The organism is Roseovarius lutimaris, from assembly GCF_900115165.1.
Classification (GTDB): domain Bacteria; phylum Pseudomonadota; class Alphaproteobacteria; order Rhodobacterales; family Rhodobacteraceae; genus Roseovarius; species Roseovarius lutimaris.
This window is the reverse complement of the sequence record NZ_FOVP01000016.1, coordinates 73,085-86,858: the sequence shown is the minus strand read 5'-3', so window position 1 is coordinate 86,858 and position 13,774 is coordinate 73,085. Positions and strand designations below refer to the sequence as shown.

Genomic DNA, 13,774 nt, shown 5'->3' with positions numbered 1-13,774 from the left:
CGCTTGTCAGCCGGCCTTTGCGGCCCCATAACACAGTCAAACCAGACGAAAGGAACCAGCCATGATCGGACGCCTCAATCATGTTGCAATCGCCGTGCCGGATCTGACCGCCGCCGCCGAGCAATACCGCACTGCGCTGGGGGCAAAGGTGGGCGCCCCGCAGGACGAACCTGACCACGGGGTCACTGTTATCTTTATCGAATTGCCCAATACCAAGATCGAATTGCTGTATCCTTTGGGGGAAAACAGCCCGATCAACGGGTTTTTGGAAAAGAACCCGGCGGGGGGCATTCATCACATCTGTTACGAGGTTGACGATATCCTGGCCGCCCGCGACCAGTTGCAGAAAACCGGCGCGCGGGTGCTTGGCACCGGCGAGCCCAAGATTGGCGCCCATGGCAAGCCGGTGCTGTTTTTGCACCCCAAGGATTTCAACGGCTGCCTTGTCGAGTTGGAGCAGGTCTGATGGGAATCACCTCTGGCATCGTGCTTTTCGCAGTGATCTGGTTCATGACCTTTCTGGTCGCGATCCCGATTCGGATACAGACACAGGGCGATCTGAACGAGGTCGTCCCCGGCACCCATGCCGGATCGCCCGAGCATCATCACCTGCGCAAAAAGGCCTGGATCACCACCGGGGTCAGCGTCATCCTCTGGGCGATCATCGGCGGCACCATCCTGTCGGGGAAGATCACCGTGCGCGATCTGGATATGTTCAACCGTTTGGGCCCCGAGCAGAGCGCGACGCAATAGCGTGAAAGATATGGGTAAAGGTGGCCGCGCCCAGAATGGGGATCACCAGATTGATAAGCGGCACCGATAGCGGCATCGCCATAAGCGTGCCCGCCGCCCATATCGTCAGCCGGTTCTTGCGCCGCATTTCCTTGGCGCGTGCGCGCCCGATCCGGCGCATCGCGGCTAGTTGGAAATACTCCATCCCCAGCAAATAGCCGTTCAGCGCCCAGAAAATGAAAAGCGCGAAGGGTGTGAAGATCGCATAGGCAATCAGCGCCAGAAGGTTGGCGCCGATCAAGACCCCAAGGAAATTCACCGTATCGCGCAGCGCCTCTCCAAAGGGCACTTTCGGCGCCGGACCCTGTCCGGGGTAATGCCGGTCCTCGACCGCCTGCGCCACCTCTTCGAGAAACATCGAGGTGATGGCCGAGGCCACCGGCACCATCAAAAACGCCGACAGGATCATCATCAGTAATAAGCTGCTCCAGCCCAACAGATCGTTAAGCCAAGTCACCTCGCCGATCAGCGGCAGGGTGCTTGTGTCGCCAACCGCCCATTGGATCAACCCGAGGAAAAGCGCATAGGCGGCAACCAAAAGCGCCAGCGTCAATCCGACACCAATCAGCAGAACGCGTTGAAAGCGGCGGTCGCCGATCTGTGACAGAGCTTTGAAAAAGCTGGAAAATATCATTGTGAAATCCAGGTGGTGATCTGGTCAAGATCTGGGCGCGGTCGCTCTGGCGGGGCGCTGCCTTCGGTGCCGATATGGATGAACCCGGCGATCCGTTCGGGTGAGGTAAGCCCAAGCGCCGCCTCGGCAAAATCGCGGTCGTGGCTTGCCCATCCGCTAAGCCAGTTCGCGCCCCAGCCCGCCGCAAGCGCGGCATTCAAAAGCGCAAGGCAGACACCGCCCGCCGCATAGGTCTGTTCAATCGCCGGAATTTTGTCAGAGGGTTTTTGCACCTCGATCACGGCCACCGCCAGATGTGCATTTGCAAACTGATCCTTTGCCTTGGCAATATCCTCGGGCGATTTGCCGAGCCGCGCGCCAACGCCCTCGATCAGCCCGGCAATCCGCAAAAGCGCGCCGCGTTCCAGCACGATAAAGCGCCAGGGTTCCAGTTTGCCATGATCCGGGCTTCGCGCGGCGGCGGTCAGGAGCGGGCGCAATTCGGCGCGCCCCGGCACCGGCAAAACAAGCGTCTTGGCCGGACGCGAGCGGCGGGTTTGCAAAAACTCAAGGGCGGCGGCGTTCGGAACGGGCATGGCAAGCTTTCATCTTATTCACGGCTTACATGTCGGCAAGCCGGGCGCCGGGGTCAAGGGGCAGCGCGGTTTAAAACCACTTGGATTGCCCGAAACCAGCGGCTAATCAGGGCCATGGATAGCCCCGACCTAAGCCACCTTAACCGCCCCGGCACCCGGATCGCCCTGCGCGTGACACCCAAAGCCTCGCGCAATCGCATCACCTTTGAGGCGGATCAGCTCCGGGTTTATGTCACCACCGTGCCCGAGGACGGCCGCGCCAATGCAGCCGTGCAAAAGCTGTTGGCCAAGGCACTCGGCCTGCCCAAAACGCGCCTGCGGCTTATCCGCGGACAAACGTCGCGCGACAAGGTTTTTGAGGTGGAATAGAGCAAGGCTTGATGCGCGCGCGCTCTCGAATGACGGCTCTAAGCCCAAGGTGACACGTTGAATGAGCAAGTATTCCATGAGTAGATGTCATCAAGACAAACATCGGAGAAAATTACCTTGGAATGTTTAGAAGCCGCGCCATGGCCTTTTGTCCTTTTTGTGTTCTTCGCGTTTATATCGGCCTACGTTGTTGCAAAACACAATGCATTTGCGTTGAAAGACACCCTTCTCGCCTTAGGCGGCATGAAGAAATTTGAGAAAAACTGGCTTATCAATCTCCTCATTGCGGCAACGCTGACGCTACCGTTAGGCGCTTCTTATTGGGTGATTGCCGCTTGTGGGGCTTAGCGGTTGAAGCGTGGGCTTTGTCTTGTGAGTTCAACGGGTGGTCGCAACACTTTAGTCTTTGAGCAAACCTGCCCTTTATAAAATGAACGACATCCCGCGTGTCCAGCTGCGGATCACGATGGTCAGGGGCTTTGCGATGTCACAGGATCGCCCCTAGGCGACGCCCGCGCGCAGGGCGTCGTGGATATGCACCAGGCCCTGCAATTGCCCGGTCTCATCGACCGCGAAAAGCGCGCTGATCTTGTGGGTGTTCATCACGCCAAGCGCCTCGGACAATAACGCATCGGGCGAAATGCTGCGCGGGTTGTAGGTGGCGATTTCGCCGGCCTTATGGCTCATCAAATGGTCAAGATTGCGCCGCAAATCGCCATCGGTAATCACCCCCTTGAGCATGCCGTTCTCAACCAGAGCCGCCACGCCAAAGCCCTTGGCGGTCATCTCAAGCAGGGTCTCGCCCATCTCCGTTTCTGCCGCAACCACCGGCAGGGCGTCGCCCCGGTGCATGACGGATGACACCTTGAGCAATTGCGCCCCAAGCGTGCCGCCGGGATGAAAGGCCATGAAATTCTCGCGCTCGAACCCGCGCATCCGCATCATCGCAACCGCCAGAGCATCGCCAAGCGCCAGCGTGCAGGTCGTGCTTGTGGTCGGCGCCATGCCGATCGCACAGGCCTCGGGCGCCTTGGGCAGTTCAAGCAGGTGATCGGCCTGCTGCGCAAGGGTGCTGTCGGCCTTTTTGGTGATCGCCACCAGTGGAATGGCAAACCGCCGGGTATGGGCGATGATATCGGCAAGCTCGCGGGTCTCACCGGAATTGGAAATAAGGATAACCGCATCCTGATCGGTGATCATGCCAAGATCGCCATGACTGGCCTCGCCGGGATGCACATATTGCGCAGGCGTGCCGGTGCTGGCCATGGTCGCGGCGATCTTGGCCGCAATATGCCCCGACTTGCCCATGCCCGATACGATCACGCGGCCCCGGACCTGCAACAGCTCGGTGATCACCCGATCAAAGCTGTCCGGGAGCGCGTCGCGCAGCGCGCTTACCGCCTCGGCCTCGATCCGCAGGACCTCACGGGCAATCTCGGTCGGGGTTTGGCTGGCAGGCATGGCAGGGCTCCTCTTTGGCAGACTGATAACGTGCCCCGGCCCCAAGGCCAAGCCCCTGCCGTGCGCGGTGTGTTTTGCGGCTGGTCAGGGCGCATGGCCCGGTCTAACGTCGCGCGCATGACCGCCGATATCCAAATCCTCGATAGCCGCTATGCCTGGACACGCCTTGCCGTGTCGCTGCTGATTGCCACGGTGGGCAATGTCGGCATGTGGTCGATCATCGTGGTGATGCCCGCGATGCAGGCCGAATTCGGGGTTGATCGCGCGGCAGCCTCGTTGCCCTATACGATGACCATGGTCGGCTTTGCGGTTGGCAATTTCGGCATTGGCCGGATCGTCGACCGCTTTGGCATCTCGACCGCACTTTGTGGCGCGGCGGTGTTGATTGCGGGGGCCACCGGATTGGCGGCACTTAGCCCGTCGGTGGGTGTTCTCTCGGGGCTGCAAATTCTGATCGGCTTTGGCACCGCCGCGAGCTTTGGCCCGCTGATCGCCGATGTCTCGCTCTGGTTCGTGCGCCGCCGTGGCATTGCCGTGGCGATCACCGCAAGCGGCAACTATCTTTCGGGCGCGATCTGGCCGGTGATCCTTGCCGGTATTCTGGCAAATCAGGGCTGGCGCGCGGTGTACCTCGTGTTGGCGGCGGTTACTGTCTTGACGGTCATTCCGCTGGCCCTGTTGCTGCGCCGCCGTGTGCCACTGGCGGCGCGTGCGCATGCCGACACGCTCTCAAGCGCGCGCGCCGGTGCCGTCGGTATTGCACCGCGCACCCTGATGCTTCTGCTCGGGCTGGCCGGGGTGGGGTGCTGTGTGGCGATGTCGATGCCGCAGGTCCATATCGTGAGCTATTGCGTCGATCTCGGCTATGGCCCGGCGGTGGGGTCGCAAATGCTGTCACTGATGCTTCTGGGCGGCGTGGTGTCACGACTGATCTCTGGGCTGATGGCCGACCGTTTGGGCGGGGTGCGCACGCTGCTGATCGGCTCGACCCTGCAATGTCTTGCGCTGTTCTTTTATCTGCCTTCGGGCGGGCTGACCTCGCTTTACGTGGTCAGCATGATTTTTGGCCTGGCCCAGGGCGGGATCGTGCCAAGCTATGCTGTGATCGTGCGCGAATACATGCCCAGCCAGGAGGCCGGTCGACGTGTGGGCTTTGTTTTGATGTCGACAATCGCGGGCATGGCGCTTGGCGGCTGGTTGTCAGGCTGGATCTATGACCTGACAGGCAGCTATCAGATGGCGTTTCTGAACGGCATTGCCTGGAATGCCCTCAACATCGGGATCATCGCGCTGATCCTAACGCGCACCCGAACCCGCCAGGCTCTGCTTGCCTGAAGAGGGCAATATTGAGTATTTTAGCCAAGAAGAAGCAGGGCGCACGCATCTTCTTCTTGGTCCAAATACTCAAATCCGAAATCGGCCAAATGCGCGAGGCAGATGGTCTTACTCTTCGTGGATCACCTTGATATGGCGCTCGCCGCGGGCTTGGGCCAGAGCCATCTGTTTTTGACGCTCGCGAAAGCGCGCCTTGTCCTCTGTGGTGGTCTCATGGGTACAGTGATGACAGGCGACGCCCTCTTCGTATTCGGGCCGCCTTGTGTCTTCGGGCAGGATCGGGCGACGGCAGGCATGACAGAGCCGGTGCGGTCCCTCGCTCAGGCCGTGACCCACGGACACGCGCGCATCGAAGACAAAGCATTCGCCCTGCCATGTGCTTTGCGCCTCGGGCACCTCTTCGAGATATTTCAGAATGCCACCCTTGAGGTGATAGACATCTTCCACGCCCTGACCAAGAAGGTAGTTGGTGGATTTCTCGCAACGGATGCCGCCGGTGCAGAACATTGCGATCCGTTTGTTGTGAAAGCGGTGCTTGTTTTCCTCCCACCAGGCCGGAAAGTCGCGAAAGCTGGCGGTTTCGGGGTCGATCGCGCCTTTGAAGGTGCCAATCGCCACCTCGTAATCGTTGCGCGTGTCGATCACGGCCACATCGGGGCTCTCGATCAGGGCGTTCCAATCGCCCGGATCGACATAATGCCCGACCTGTGCAAGCGGGTCGACATCGGGCTGGCCCATGGTCACGATCTCTTTCTTCAACCGCACCTTGAGGCGGCGGAAGGGTTGATCGGCGCTGCTGCTTTCCTTCCACTCCAGATCGCCACAGCCGGGCAGGGCGCGGATATGCGCGATGACGCGGGCAATCCCGGCCTCTGGGCCCGCAATCGTTCCATTGATCCCCTCGCGGGCGAGCAACAAGGACCCGCTTATCTTTTCGGCCTCGCAGAGCGCCAAAAGCGGGCCCTGAATCGTTGCGGGGTCATCAAAGCGGGTGAAATGATAGAGAGCTGCAATCTTGTACATGGCCCGCGATCTACCGATTTGGGCACGCCGGAACAAGAGGGCAAAGTGGCGCCATTGACGCAAGCCCTGCGCCTGCGTACCCCTAGAGGGCAAAAGGAGATGCCCCATGACCCACGCCCTGATCGTGATCGACCTGCAAAACGATTTCTGCCCCGGCGGCGCCCTGGCCGTGACCGGCGGCGATGAGATCGTGGCTGGCATCAACGCCCTGATGGCCGAGTTCGCGGTTGTGATCCTGACACAGGACTGGCACCCGGCGGGGCATTCGTCTTTTGCCTCGTCGCATGGCAACAAGGCGCCCTTCGAGAAGACCGAGATGCCCTATGGCCCGCAGGTGCTCTGGCCCGATCACTGTATTCAGGGCACGCCCGGTGCCGAATTTCACCAAGGGCTTACGACGACGCACGCCGATGCCATCATCCGCAAGGGCATGAATCCGGCGATCGACAGCTATTCGGCGTTTTTCGAGAATGACCACAAAACACCCACCGGGCTTGACGGCTATCTGCGCACGCGCGGGATAGACGCGCTGACGCTGGTCGGGCTGGCCACTGATTTCTGCGTCAATTTCTCGGCGGTGGATGCGGCGCGGTTGGGCTATTCGGTGAGCGTGCGGCGTGATCTCTGTCGTGCGATTGATCTTGATGGCTCTCTGGCTGCCGCAGAAACAGGCATGCACGAGGCCGGGGTCACCCTTAGATGACCCCGCGATGAACAGGCTTGGCGATCAAATCCGCGACTGCCGCCTTTGTGCCGCACGCTTTGCCGCCACCCAGACGCGTCACAGCCCGCGCCCTGTGGTCTGGTTTCGCCCCTCGGCGCGCCTTCTTATCGCAGGGCAGGCGCCGGGGATGCGAGTGCATCAATCGGGCAAGCCGTTTAACGACCCCTCGGGCGAGCGCTTGCGCGCGTGGCTTGGGCTGAGCGAGGCAGAGTTCTACGATCAATCCCGCGTCGCCATTGTGCCCATGGCGTTTTGTTTTCCGGGCTATAACGCCAAGGGTTCTGACCTGCCGCCGCCGCGCATTTGCGGCGAGACATGGCATGATCTTGTGATGCAAGAGCTTGGAAAGATTGACCTTACCATTCTTGTCGGCGGCTATGCGCATAAATATCACCTTGGTGTCAAAACCGGCGTGACCGACACGGTCAAGGCCTGGCGCGACCATGCACCGCGGCTTTTTGCCTTGCCGCACCCGTCCTGGCGCAATACCGCTTGGCTAAAGAAAAACCCGTGGTTCGCGGCAGAGGTTCTGCCCGAATTACGTGCGCAGGTTCAAAGGGTTATCAATGACTAAGCTTACCCGCCTTGACGCGGCCCATGCGGCGATGGAGGCCTCACCCGAGGACGCAGCCGCGCGCATGCGGTTTTATGAGACGCTCGCGGCAAGCGAGTTGTTCCTGCTGCTGAAATCCGAGGCAGCGGGTGAGGCGATTGACCCCGAAGTCTTTGATCTCTCCGATCATTCCTTTGTTCTGGTGTTTGATCAAGAGGCCCGGTTGAGCCGCTTTGCCAATCGCCCCGCACCCTATGCCGCGCTGAGCGGGCGCGCAATTGCCGCGATGTTGGCCGGGCAGGGTATCGGTCTTGGCGTCAATCTTGAGGTGGCGCCCTCGTCGATCCTGATCCCGCCCGAGGCGGTCGATTGGCTGGCCGAAACCCTGGGCACTGGCCCCGCCGAGATCGAGGCTCGGGTCGAGAGGTTTCATGCGCCCAAGGGCCTGCCGGAGAGCTTTGTGCTGGCGCTCGATGCGCGGTTGGCAAGTGCCACAGGGCTTGCCTCGCTGGCCTATCTCGTGGGCATTACCTATGACAACGGCGCGCAGGGGCATATGCTTGGCTTTGTCGATGCCGCAGTGGGCGCAGAGGCGGCCCTTGCACAGGCCGTGTCAGAGGTTCTCATCTTTTCCGGGCTTGAGGCCGCCGCGCTTGATGTGGCGTTTTTCGAGGCAAACGATCCGACGGCGGCACGGCTTTCGACCTGCGGGCTGCGGTTCGATCTGCCGCAGCATGAGGCGCCTGAGCCTCGGCGCGCGCCGGGCTCGGACCCGGAAAAACCCCCGATCCTCAAATAGCGCCAAACACCCCGAGGGGCGGCTTAGTACCCCAGATCGCGGTCTACCAGATGCAAAAAAGGCTCACCCGCCTCGCCGCGACGGATATTTTCCGCGATCACCTGCGAGGCCGATCTTGGCCGCGTTTCCGAGGCGATATGCGGGGTCACGGTTACCCGAGGATGCGCCCAATAGGGGTGCTCTGGCGGCAAAGGTTCCTGGCGGAACACGTCGAGCGTGGCATGCCCGACTTCGCCGCTCTCCAGTGCCGTCAGCAGGGCGTCATCGTCAATCAGCGGGCCGCGACCGGGGTTCACGATCACCGCGCCATGCGGCAGATAGGCCAGTGTTTCGCTGTTCAAAAGGTTCTCTGTGTCACCGGTCAGCGGCAGCAAAAGAACAAGGATATCCGCCGCTTGCAGGGCCGCCCGAAGCCCCTGATCGCCCGAGAGACAGGTCACGCCGTCAATCTCTTTCTGGCTGCGGCTCCAGCCGGTCATGGCAAAGCCAAGCCGCCCAAGCGCCGATGCGCAGGCCTGACCAAGCGCGCCAAGGCCAAGCATGGTCACGCGCCGGTCCTGCGCCAGCGGCGGGATGTCCTTGCGCCAGATCCCGTCCTGCCCAAGTATATGTGCATCCATCCCAAGGTGATGGCGCAGCACATGGCCGGTGACCCATTCCACCATGCCCTGCGTCAGTCCATGATCGACCATGCGCGCCAGCGGCAGGTGCAGGGTCGGATTGCGGACCACGTCCTCGACCCCGGCCCAGAGATTCAAAACCGCTTTGGCGCGCGTAAAGGGGGCGAAATCCTCGATCCCGCTATTGGGGGCATAGACGATATAGTCGACCTCATGCGCGGGCATGTCGGTGGCAAGGGTGGCTTCGACGCCGACCTCTGACAGGGCGGTTCTCAATGGGGTTTTGTAGGTTTCCCATTTCTCGGGGCGGGCGGCAAAAAGGATGTTTGCGGGCATGAAAGATTACCTTGGTTTGTGAATATGTGCGCTCTGGACAAGGCCGAATCCGACCATCAGCACAAGCATGGCAGAGCCGCCATAGCTGATCAGGGGCAAGGGCACGCCGACCACCGGCATCAGCCCCATGACCATTGCCATATTGACTGAGAAGAACAGGAAAAACGTCATCGCCACCCCAAGCGTCAGCAGCGAGGAATAGCGATCACGGTTGGAGAGCGCGGTCGAGATGCAAAACACCAGAATGAGCGTATAAAGCCCGAGAATCGAAATCGCCCCGACAAAGCCGAACTCCTCGGCCAGCGTCACAAAGATGAAATCGGTGTGCTTTTCCGGCAGGAAGTTAAGCCGCGATTGCGTGCCCTGCATGAACCCGCGCCCCGTCCAGCCGCCCGATCCAAGCGCGATCTTGGACTGGGTGATGTGATAGCCGGCGCCAAGCGGGTCATTGTCGGGATTGAGAAAGGTGTCGATCCGGCGATATTGATAGTTCTCAAGCATTTGCCAGGTGGTGCCCCGGCTTTCAAACACCGCAAAGACCAACCCCACAACGGCGGCGATCACCGTCGCGAAATAGGCCCAATGCACCCCGGCGATGAACATCATCACGCCCCCCGCCGCCAGCAACAGGATCGAGGTGCCCAAATCCGGCTGACGCAGAACAAGCGCGACGGGAAACAGGATCATCGCCACCGGCAGGGCCACCCAAACCGGGCGCGACACCCGCGACATCGGCAACCAGTCGTAATAGGCGGCCAAAAGCATCACCAGCGTGATTTTCACAAGCTCCGAGGGCTGCAACCGCATGAACCCGATATCAATCCAACGTTGCGCGCCTTTGCCCTCGATCCCGAACAGAGCCACCGCGATCAAAAGCGCGACCGAGATCAGATAGGCCAGCAGCGACATGTTGCGCCAGAACCAGATCGGCACCATTGCCACCATAAGCATGATGGCAAAGCCAAGCGCAAAACGTTTCATCTGCGGCTCGGCCCAGGGCGACAAAGACCCTCCGGCAACCGAATAGAGCATCAGAAACCCGACCCCCGCCACAGCCATCAACAAGACCACAAGCGGCCAGTTGAGGTGAAGCATCTTGCCCGGCCCCGTGGGGGTGGTCTTGACGGTATATTCAAGATAGCTCATGCGCGATCCTTGCCGTCAGGCCCGGTTTTGGGGCGCGCCCGGCGCAGCTTTTCCTGAAGGGTCTTGATGCGGCCGCGATCGGCGGCGGGATAGGCGTCAAGCGGCGGGTCCTCGCCGTAAAGCGCCTGAAGGGTGATGTCGCGGGCAATCGGCGCGGCGGCGGTTGATCCGCCACCACCATGTTCAACGACCACGGCGACGGCCACCTTTGGCGCGTCAAAGGGCGCAAAGTTGACGAACAACGCGTGATCGCGCCGCTCCCAGGGAAGGTCGCGGTTGTTGACCACGCCGCTGGCACGCTCGCCCGCGGTGATATTGCGCACCTGGCTGGTGCCGGTTTTGCCCGCCATGCGAAAGGCATCGTCGATGATCCGGCTGCGATAGGCGGTGCCGCGATTGCTGTTGGAGACTGCGAACATCGCCTTGCGCACTTCGCGCATCAGGTTTTCGTTCAGGCCAAGCGTGTCGCCATGCCCGGTAGGTTGTTCCACCCCGTCGATTGATTTGATCAGACGCGGCGTCACTGCCCGGCTTGTGGCGATCCGCGCGGTCATCACCGCCAGTTGCAAAGGCGAGGCCAGCACGAAGCCCTGACCGATGGCGGTGTTCACACTGTCGCCAATCATCCAGGGCTGGCCCCGGTTGGCCTGTTTCCACTCGCGCGTCGGTGCAAGGCCCTTGGCGACGCTGGTCATCGGCAAGTCAAATTGTACGCCAAGGCCAAGACGCTCGGCCATGGCGCTTATTTTCTCGATACCGGTGCGCAGGGCCATTTCATAATAGTAGATGTCACAGCTTTCGCGCAGTGAGCGATGCAGATCGACATTGCCATGCCCGCCCCGCTTCCAGCAGTGAAACCGGCGCCCGCTGATCTCCGCGTAGCCGGGACAATAGACCGTATCGTCAAGCGCGACCTGCCCGTCCTCAAGCGCCGCCAATGCCGTGACCATCTTGAAGGTTGAGCCGGGCGGATAGATCCCCTGCACCGCCTTATTGGGCAACGGGCGATAGGGATCGTCAAGCAGGGCCCGATAATCGGGTACGGAAATGCCGCGCACGAAAAGGTTGGGATCATAGCTTGGGGCCGAGGCGCAGGCCAGAAGATCGCCGGTGTCACAATCAATCACCACCGCCGCCGCGCTTTCCCCTTCAAGGCGCGCATTGGTATAGGATTGCAGGGCGTTATCCAGCGTCAGCTGCATATCGGCGCCGGGCTGGCCCTCCTGGCGGTCAAGTTCGCGCATCACCCGGCCTGCCGCGTTCACCTCGACGCGGCGGGTGCCGGCGCTGCCGCGCAACAGGTTTTCGCGCTTGGCTTCAAGCCCGATCTTGCCGATCTGGAACCGGGGCAGACGCAAGAGCTGTTCCGGCGCGTCGATCCGCTCAAGATCCTTGTCACTCACGGTGCCGACATAGCCGACCACATGCGCGTAATCACTGTTTGCCGGATAGCGCCGCGACAGGCCCACCTCAGGCAGCACACCGGGCAGGGCGGGGGCATTTACTGCAACACGGCTTATCGCGCCCCAGCTGACGCGGTCGGCGACGGTGACAGGGGTGTCGCCGCGCAACTCGCGCAGGTCGCGGCGCGCGCGCTCAAGCTCGTCAGGATCAAGCTCGACCAGCTTGGCAAGCCGGGCGATCACCGCATCCACATCGCCCGCCTGTTCGCGGGTCATGGTGATCCGGTAACTTGGGATGTTTTCGGCGATCACCGCGCCATTGCGGTCGAAGAGACGACCACGGGTGGGCGGAATGAGTTGAATATTGATGCGGTTTTCATCAGCCAGAAGGCGAAACTGATCGGCCTGTTCGACCTGCATATAGCGCATGCGCAGCGCCAGAACGCCCATCACCCCGGCCTGGAGCCCGCCAATCACAAGCCCGCGCCGGGTTATGCGCCGCTGGCTTTCAGCGGTATCGCGGCCCGGGCGTCTCATATCCGTTTGCCCATGGCATCAATGTCTCCGCGTGTCAGCTTGCGCACGCCCATGACCGTATGCGACAGGAAGGCGACCACGGGATAGATCATCAGCGTGAACACCAGCTGCATCAGGCTCAGGCCAAGCGGGGCCTGATCAACCATCAGCACCGCCAGCACCAGACGATAGGCCAGGGTGATCCCCACCAGGGTGCTTGCGACCGAGGCCCATTCGGCGGCAAAGCTGAGGTCGCGCAGCATCGGCGCGCGGTTGCGCAGGGTCTCGGCGCCTATGACGACAAAAGCCGCCCAAAGCCCCGGCGGACGCTGGAACAGCAGATCCATCGCAAGCGCCACCAGCGCGATCAGCAGGATTGGCACATAATCGGGACGCCGCAGAACCCAGGCAAAGGTGATCGCCAGAATGAGGTCAGGCCCGGCCCAATTCGATGGCTGTATGTTCATCGGCAAAAGATGCATGAATATCAAAAAGGTACACAGGATGAGGTAGAGCGCGCGCATCAACCAGTAGCGCTGAATGAAACGATCAGCCATTGCTTGCCTCGGTCGCTTGCGGGGCATCGGGGGCCTGTTCGTCCGGCAACAGAACCGGCGCAATCAGCTGACCGGGATCGGTCAGGTCCTCGTGCCCGTAACTGCGCAGCACACGCAGAAATTCCAGCCGCTCGTAATCGGCGGCAATGCGCACACGCATCCGGCCGCCGGGGTATTCGGCCAGCTGGCCAATCAACAGACCGGCGGGAAATACCCCGCCATCGCCCGATGTCAAAATCCGGTCACCGGGGCGCACCTGATCGGGATCCTCGATAAAGTCGATCGGCGGGGCCGCGCTGTTGTCACCGATCAAAAGCGCCTGTTGCCCCGAGGGCTGGATCGTGACCGGAACGCGGCTTGAGGTATCGCTGAGCAGGATCACCCGCGCGGTGTTGTTGCCCACGCCCGAGATGCGCCCGACAAGGCCAAGCCCGTCCATCGCCGCCCAGCCATCCATGATGCCATCGCGCGCGCCGACATTGATCAGCACCGATTGGCGAAACGGCGAGCCGCTATCGGCCATCACGACGCCGGTGATAAAGGTCATGCGCGGATCAAGCTGCACGTTGTTGAGATCAAGCAGCCGGGCATTTTCCTGTTCAAGCTGAAGCGCGGCCTCTTTCCATGCCTTCATTTGCTGCAACTCGCGACGCAGCTCCTGATTTTGCTGGTACATGCGCTGATAGCTTTGGAAATCGCGCAGGATATTGACCGTCCCCGTGACCGGCGCCATCGCCCAGTCAAAGCTGGGCACGACCCGATCCACCACCTGCGCGCGAAACCGCTCGACCCGCGGGCTGTCGATCCGCCAGACAAGGAAAAGCCCGAGAAGACACAGCAAGACAACCCCCAAAAGCAAACGCTTGAGCGGGCCGGTGTAGTCGTCGCCTTGTCCTCGGTCTTTTGCCAAAGAATCCCCCTTTGAGGTAAA

Annotated in this window: 17 protein-coding genes; 8 read left to right on the top strand and 9 right to left on the bottom strand. The window is 61.3% G+C overall.

Features of this window, described 5'->3' with window-relative positions:
- Positions 1 to 61: 61 nt before the first annotated feature.
- Positions 62 to 466 (top strand): methylmalonyl-CoA epimerase, encoded by a 405-nt coding sequence (mce, locus tag BMZ91_RS14445; protein ID WP_092840411.1) that lies wholly within the window; start codon positions 62 to 64, stop codon positions 464 to 466.
- Complete coding sequence (locus tag BMZ91_RS14440; protein WP_092840408.1) at positions 466 to 753, top strand: DUF1467 family protein; 288 nt, start codon at positions 466 to 468, stop codon at positions 751 to 753. Before mce ends, BMZ91_RS14440 begins: the two co-directional genes overlap by 1 nt.
- Here BMZ91_RS14440 and BMZ91_RS14435 read toward each other — a convergent pair.
- Entirely contained in the window at positions 716 to 1,426 is a 711-nt protein-coding gene (locus BMZ91_RS14435) for an EI24 domain-containing protein (protein ID WP_092840405.1), read from the bottom strand. The two genes, BMZ91_RS14440 and BMZ91_RS14435, sit on opposite strands and share 38 nt — an antisense overlap.
- Positions 1,423 to 2,001, bottom strand: coding sequence for a nitroreductase family protein (locus BMZ91_RS14430; RefSeq protein ID WP_092840403.1), 579 nt, complete (start codon positions 1,999 to 2,001; stop codon positions 1,423 to 1,425). Before BMZ91_RS14430 ends, BMZ91_RS14435 begins: the two co-directional genes overlap by 4 nt.
- 114 nt (positions 2,002 to 2,115) lie before the next feature.
- Here BMZ91_RS14430 and BMZ91_RS14425 point away from each other — a divergent pair, with 114 nt between their 5' ends.
- Both BMZ91_RS14425 and BMZ91_RS14420 read left to right on the top strand, forming a co-directional pair.
- Positions 2,116 to 2,370, top strand: a complete 255-nt coding sequence (locus tag BMZ91_RS14425) for a DUF167 domain-containing protein (RefSeq protein ID WP_092840400.1) — start codon at positions 2,116 to 2,118, stop codon at positions 2,368 to 2,370.
- An 84-nt stretch (positions 2,371 to 2,454) separates the two neighbouring features.
- Complete coding sequence (locus BMZ91_RS14420) at positions 2,455 to 2,718, top strand: hypothetical protein (RefSeq protein WP_092840397.1); 264 nt, start codon at positions 2,455 to 2,457, stop codon at positions 2,716 to 2,718.
- Positions 2,719 to 2,871: 153 nt separating this feature from the next.
- Here the strand turns inward: BMZ91_RS14420 and BMZ91_RS14415 are convergent, their stop codons facing one another.
- The gene (locus BMZ91_RS14415; RefSeq protein WP_092840394.1) at positions 2,872 to 3,831 is read right to left on the bottom strand and encodes a KpsF/GutQ family sugar-phosphate isomerase; all 960 of its coding nucleotides are present in this window, start codon (positions 3,829 to 3,831) and stop codon (positions 2,872 to 2,874) included.
- A 117-nt stretch (positions 3,832 to 3,948) separates the two neighbouring features.
- Between BMZ91_RS14415 and BMZ91_RS14410 the strand changes: the two genes are divergently transcribed.
- Positions 3,949 to 5,166 carry an MFS transporter gene (locus BMZ91_RS14410; RefSeq protein WP_092840391.1) on the top strand — a complete coding sequence of 406 codons (1,218 nt, stop codon included), beginning with the start codon at positions 3,949 to 3,951 and terminating at the stop codon, positions 5,164 to 5,166.
- 108 nt (positions 5,167 to 5,274) lie between these two features.
- Here the strand turns inward: BMZ91_RS14410 and trhO are convergent, their stop codons facing one another.
- On the bottom strand, positions 5,275 to 6,189 hold the full coding sequence (gene trhO, locus BMZ91_RS14405; RefSeq protein WP_092840388.1) for an oxygen-dependent tRNA uridine(34) hydroxylase TrhO: 915 nt from the start codon (positions 6,187 to 6,189) through the stop codon (positions 5,275 to 5,277).
- Between the two features lie 106 nt (positions 6,190 to 6,295).
- Here trhO and pncA point away from each other — a divergent pair, with 106 nt between their 5' ends.
- The 3 genes from pncA to BMZ91_RS14390 are packed head-to-tail and all read left to right on the top strand — an operon-like array spanning position 6,296 to position 8,265.
- Positions 6,296 to 6,892 carry a bifunctional nicotinamidase/pyrazinamidase gene (pncA, locus tag BMZ91_RS14400; protein ID WP_092840385.1) on the top strand — a complete coding sequence of 199 codons (597 nt, stop codon included), beginning with the start codon at positions 6,296 to 6,298 and terminating at the stop codon, positions 6,890 to 6,892.
- 7 nt (positions 6,893 to 6,899) lie between these two features.
- Positions 6,900 to 7,487: a uracil-DNA glycosylase family protein gene (locus tag BMZ91_RS14395; protein WP_092840382.1), complete on the top strand. Its 588-nt coding sequence runs from the start codon at positions 6,900 to 6,902 to the stop codon at positions 7,485 to 7,487.
- A complete protein-coding gene (locus BMZ91_RS14390) occupies positions 7,480 to 8,265 on the top strand; it encodes an SseB family protein (RefSeq protein WP_092840379.1) in 786 nt (261 codons plus the stop codon). The genes BMZ91_RS14395 and BMZ91_RS14390 overlap by 8 nt, the downstream gene beginning before the upstream one ends.
- A gap of 23 nt (positions 8,266 to 8,288) precedes the next feature.
- On the opposite strand, the gene BMZ91_RS14385 is transcribed toward BMZ91_RS14390, so the two are convergent.
- Genes BMZ91_RS14385 through mreC form a run of 5 tightly spaced genes read right to left on the bottom strand, consistent with a single transcriptional unit; the run spans position 8,289 to position 13,753 of the window.
- A complete protein-coding gene (locus BMZ91_RS14385; RefSeq protein ID WP_092840376.1) occupies positions 8,289 to 9,221 on the bottom strand; it encodes a 2-hydroxyacid dehydrogenase in 933 nt (310 codons plus the stop codon).
- A 6-nt stretch (positions 9,222 to 9,227) separates the two neighbouring features.
- Entirely contained in the window at positions 9,228 to 10,367 is a 1,140-nt protein-coding gene (gene rodA, locus BMZ91_RS14380) for a rod shape-determining protein RodA (RefSeq protein ID WP_092840373.1), read from the bottom strand.
- Entirely contained in the window at positions 10,364 to 12,307 is a 1,944-nt protein-coding gene (mrdA, locus tag BMZ91_RS14375; protein WP_092840370.1) for a penicillin-binding protein 2, read from the bottom strand. The genes rodA and mrdA overlap by 4 nt, the downstream gene beginning before the upstream one ends.
- On the bottom strand, positions 12,304 to 12,843 hold the full coding sequence (locus tag BMZ91_RS14370; protein WP_092840367.1) for a rod shape-determining protein MreD: 540 nt from the start codon (positions 12,841 to 12,843) through the stop codon (positions 12,304 to 12,306). The genes mrdA and BMZ91_RS14370 overlap by 4 nt, the downstream gene beginning before the upstream one ends.
- Positions 12,836 to 13,753: a rod shape-determining protein MreC gene (gene mreC, locus BMZ91_RS14365; protein WP_092840365.1), complete on the bottom strand. Its 918-nt coding sequence runs from the start codon at positions 13,751 to 13,753 to the stop codon at positions 12,836 to 12,838. Before mreC ends, BMZ91_RS14370 begins: the two co-directional genes overlap by 8 nt.
- Positions 13,754 to 13,774: the final 21 nt, after the last annotated feature.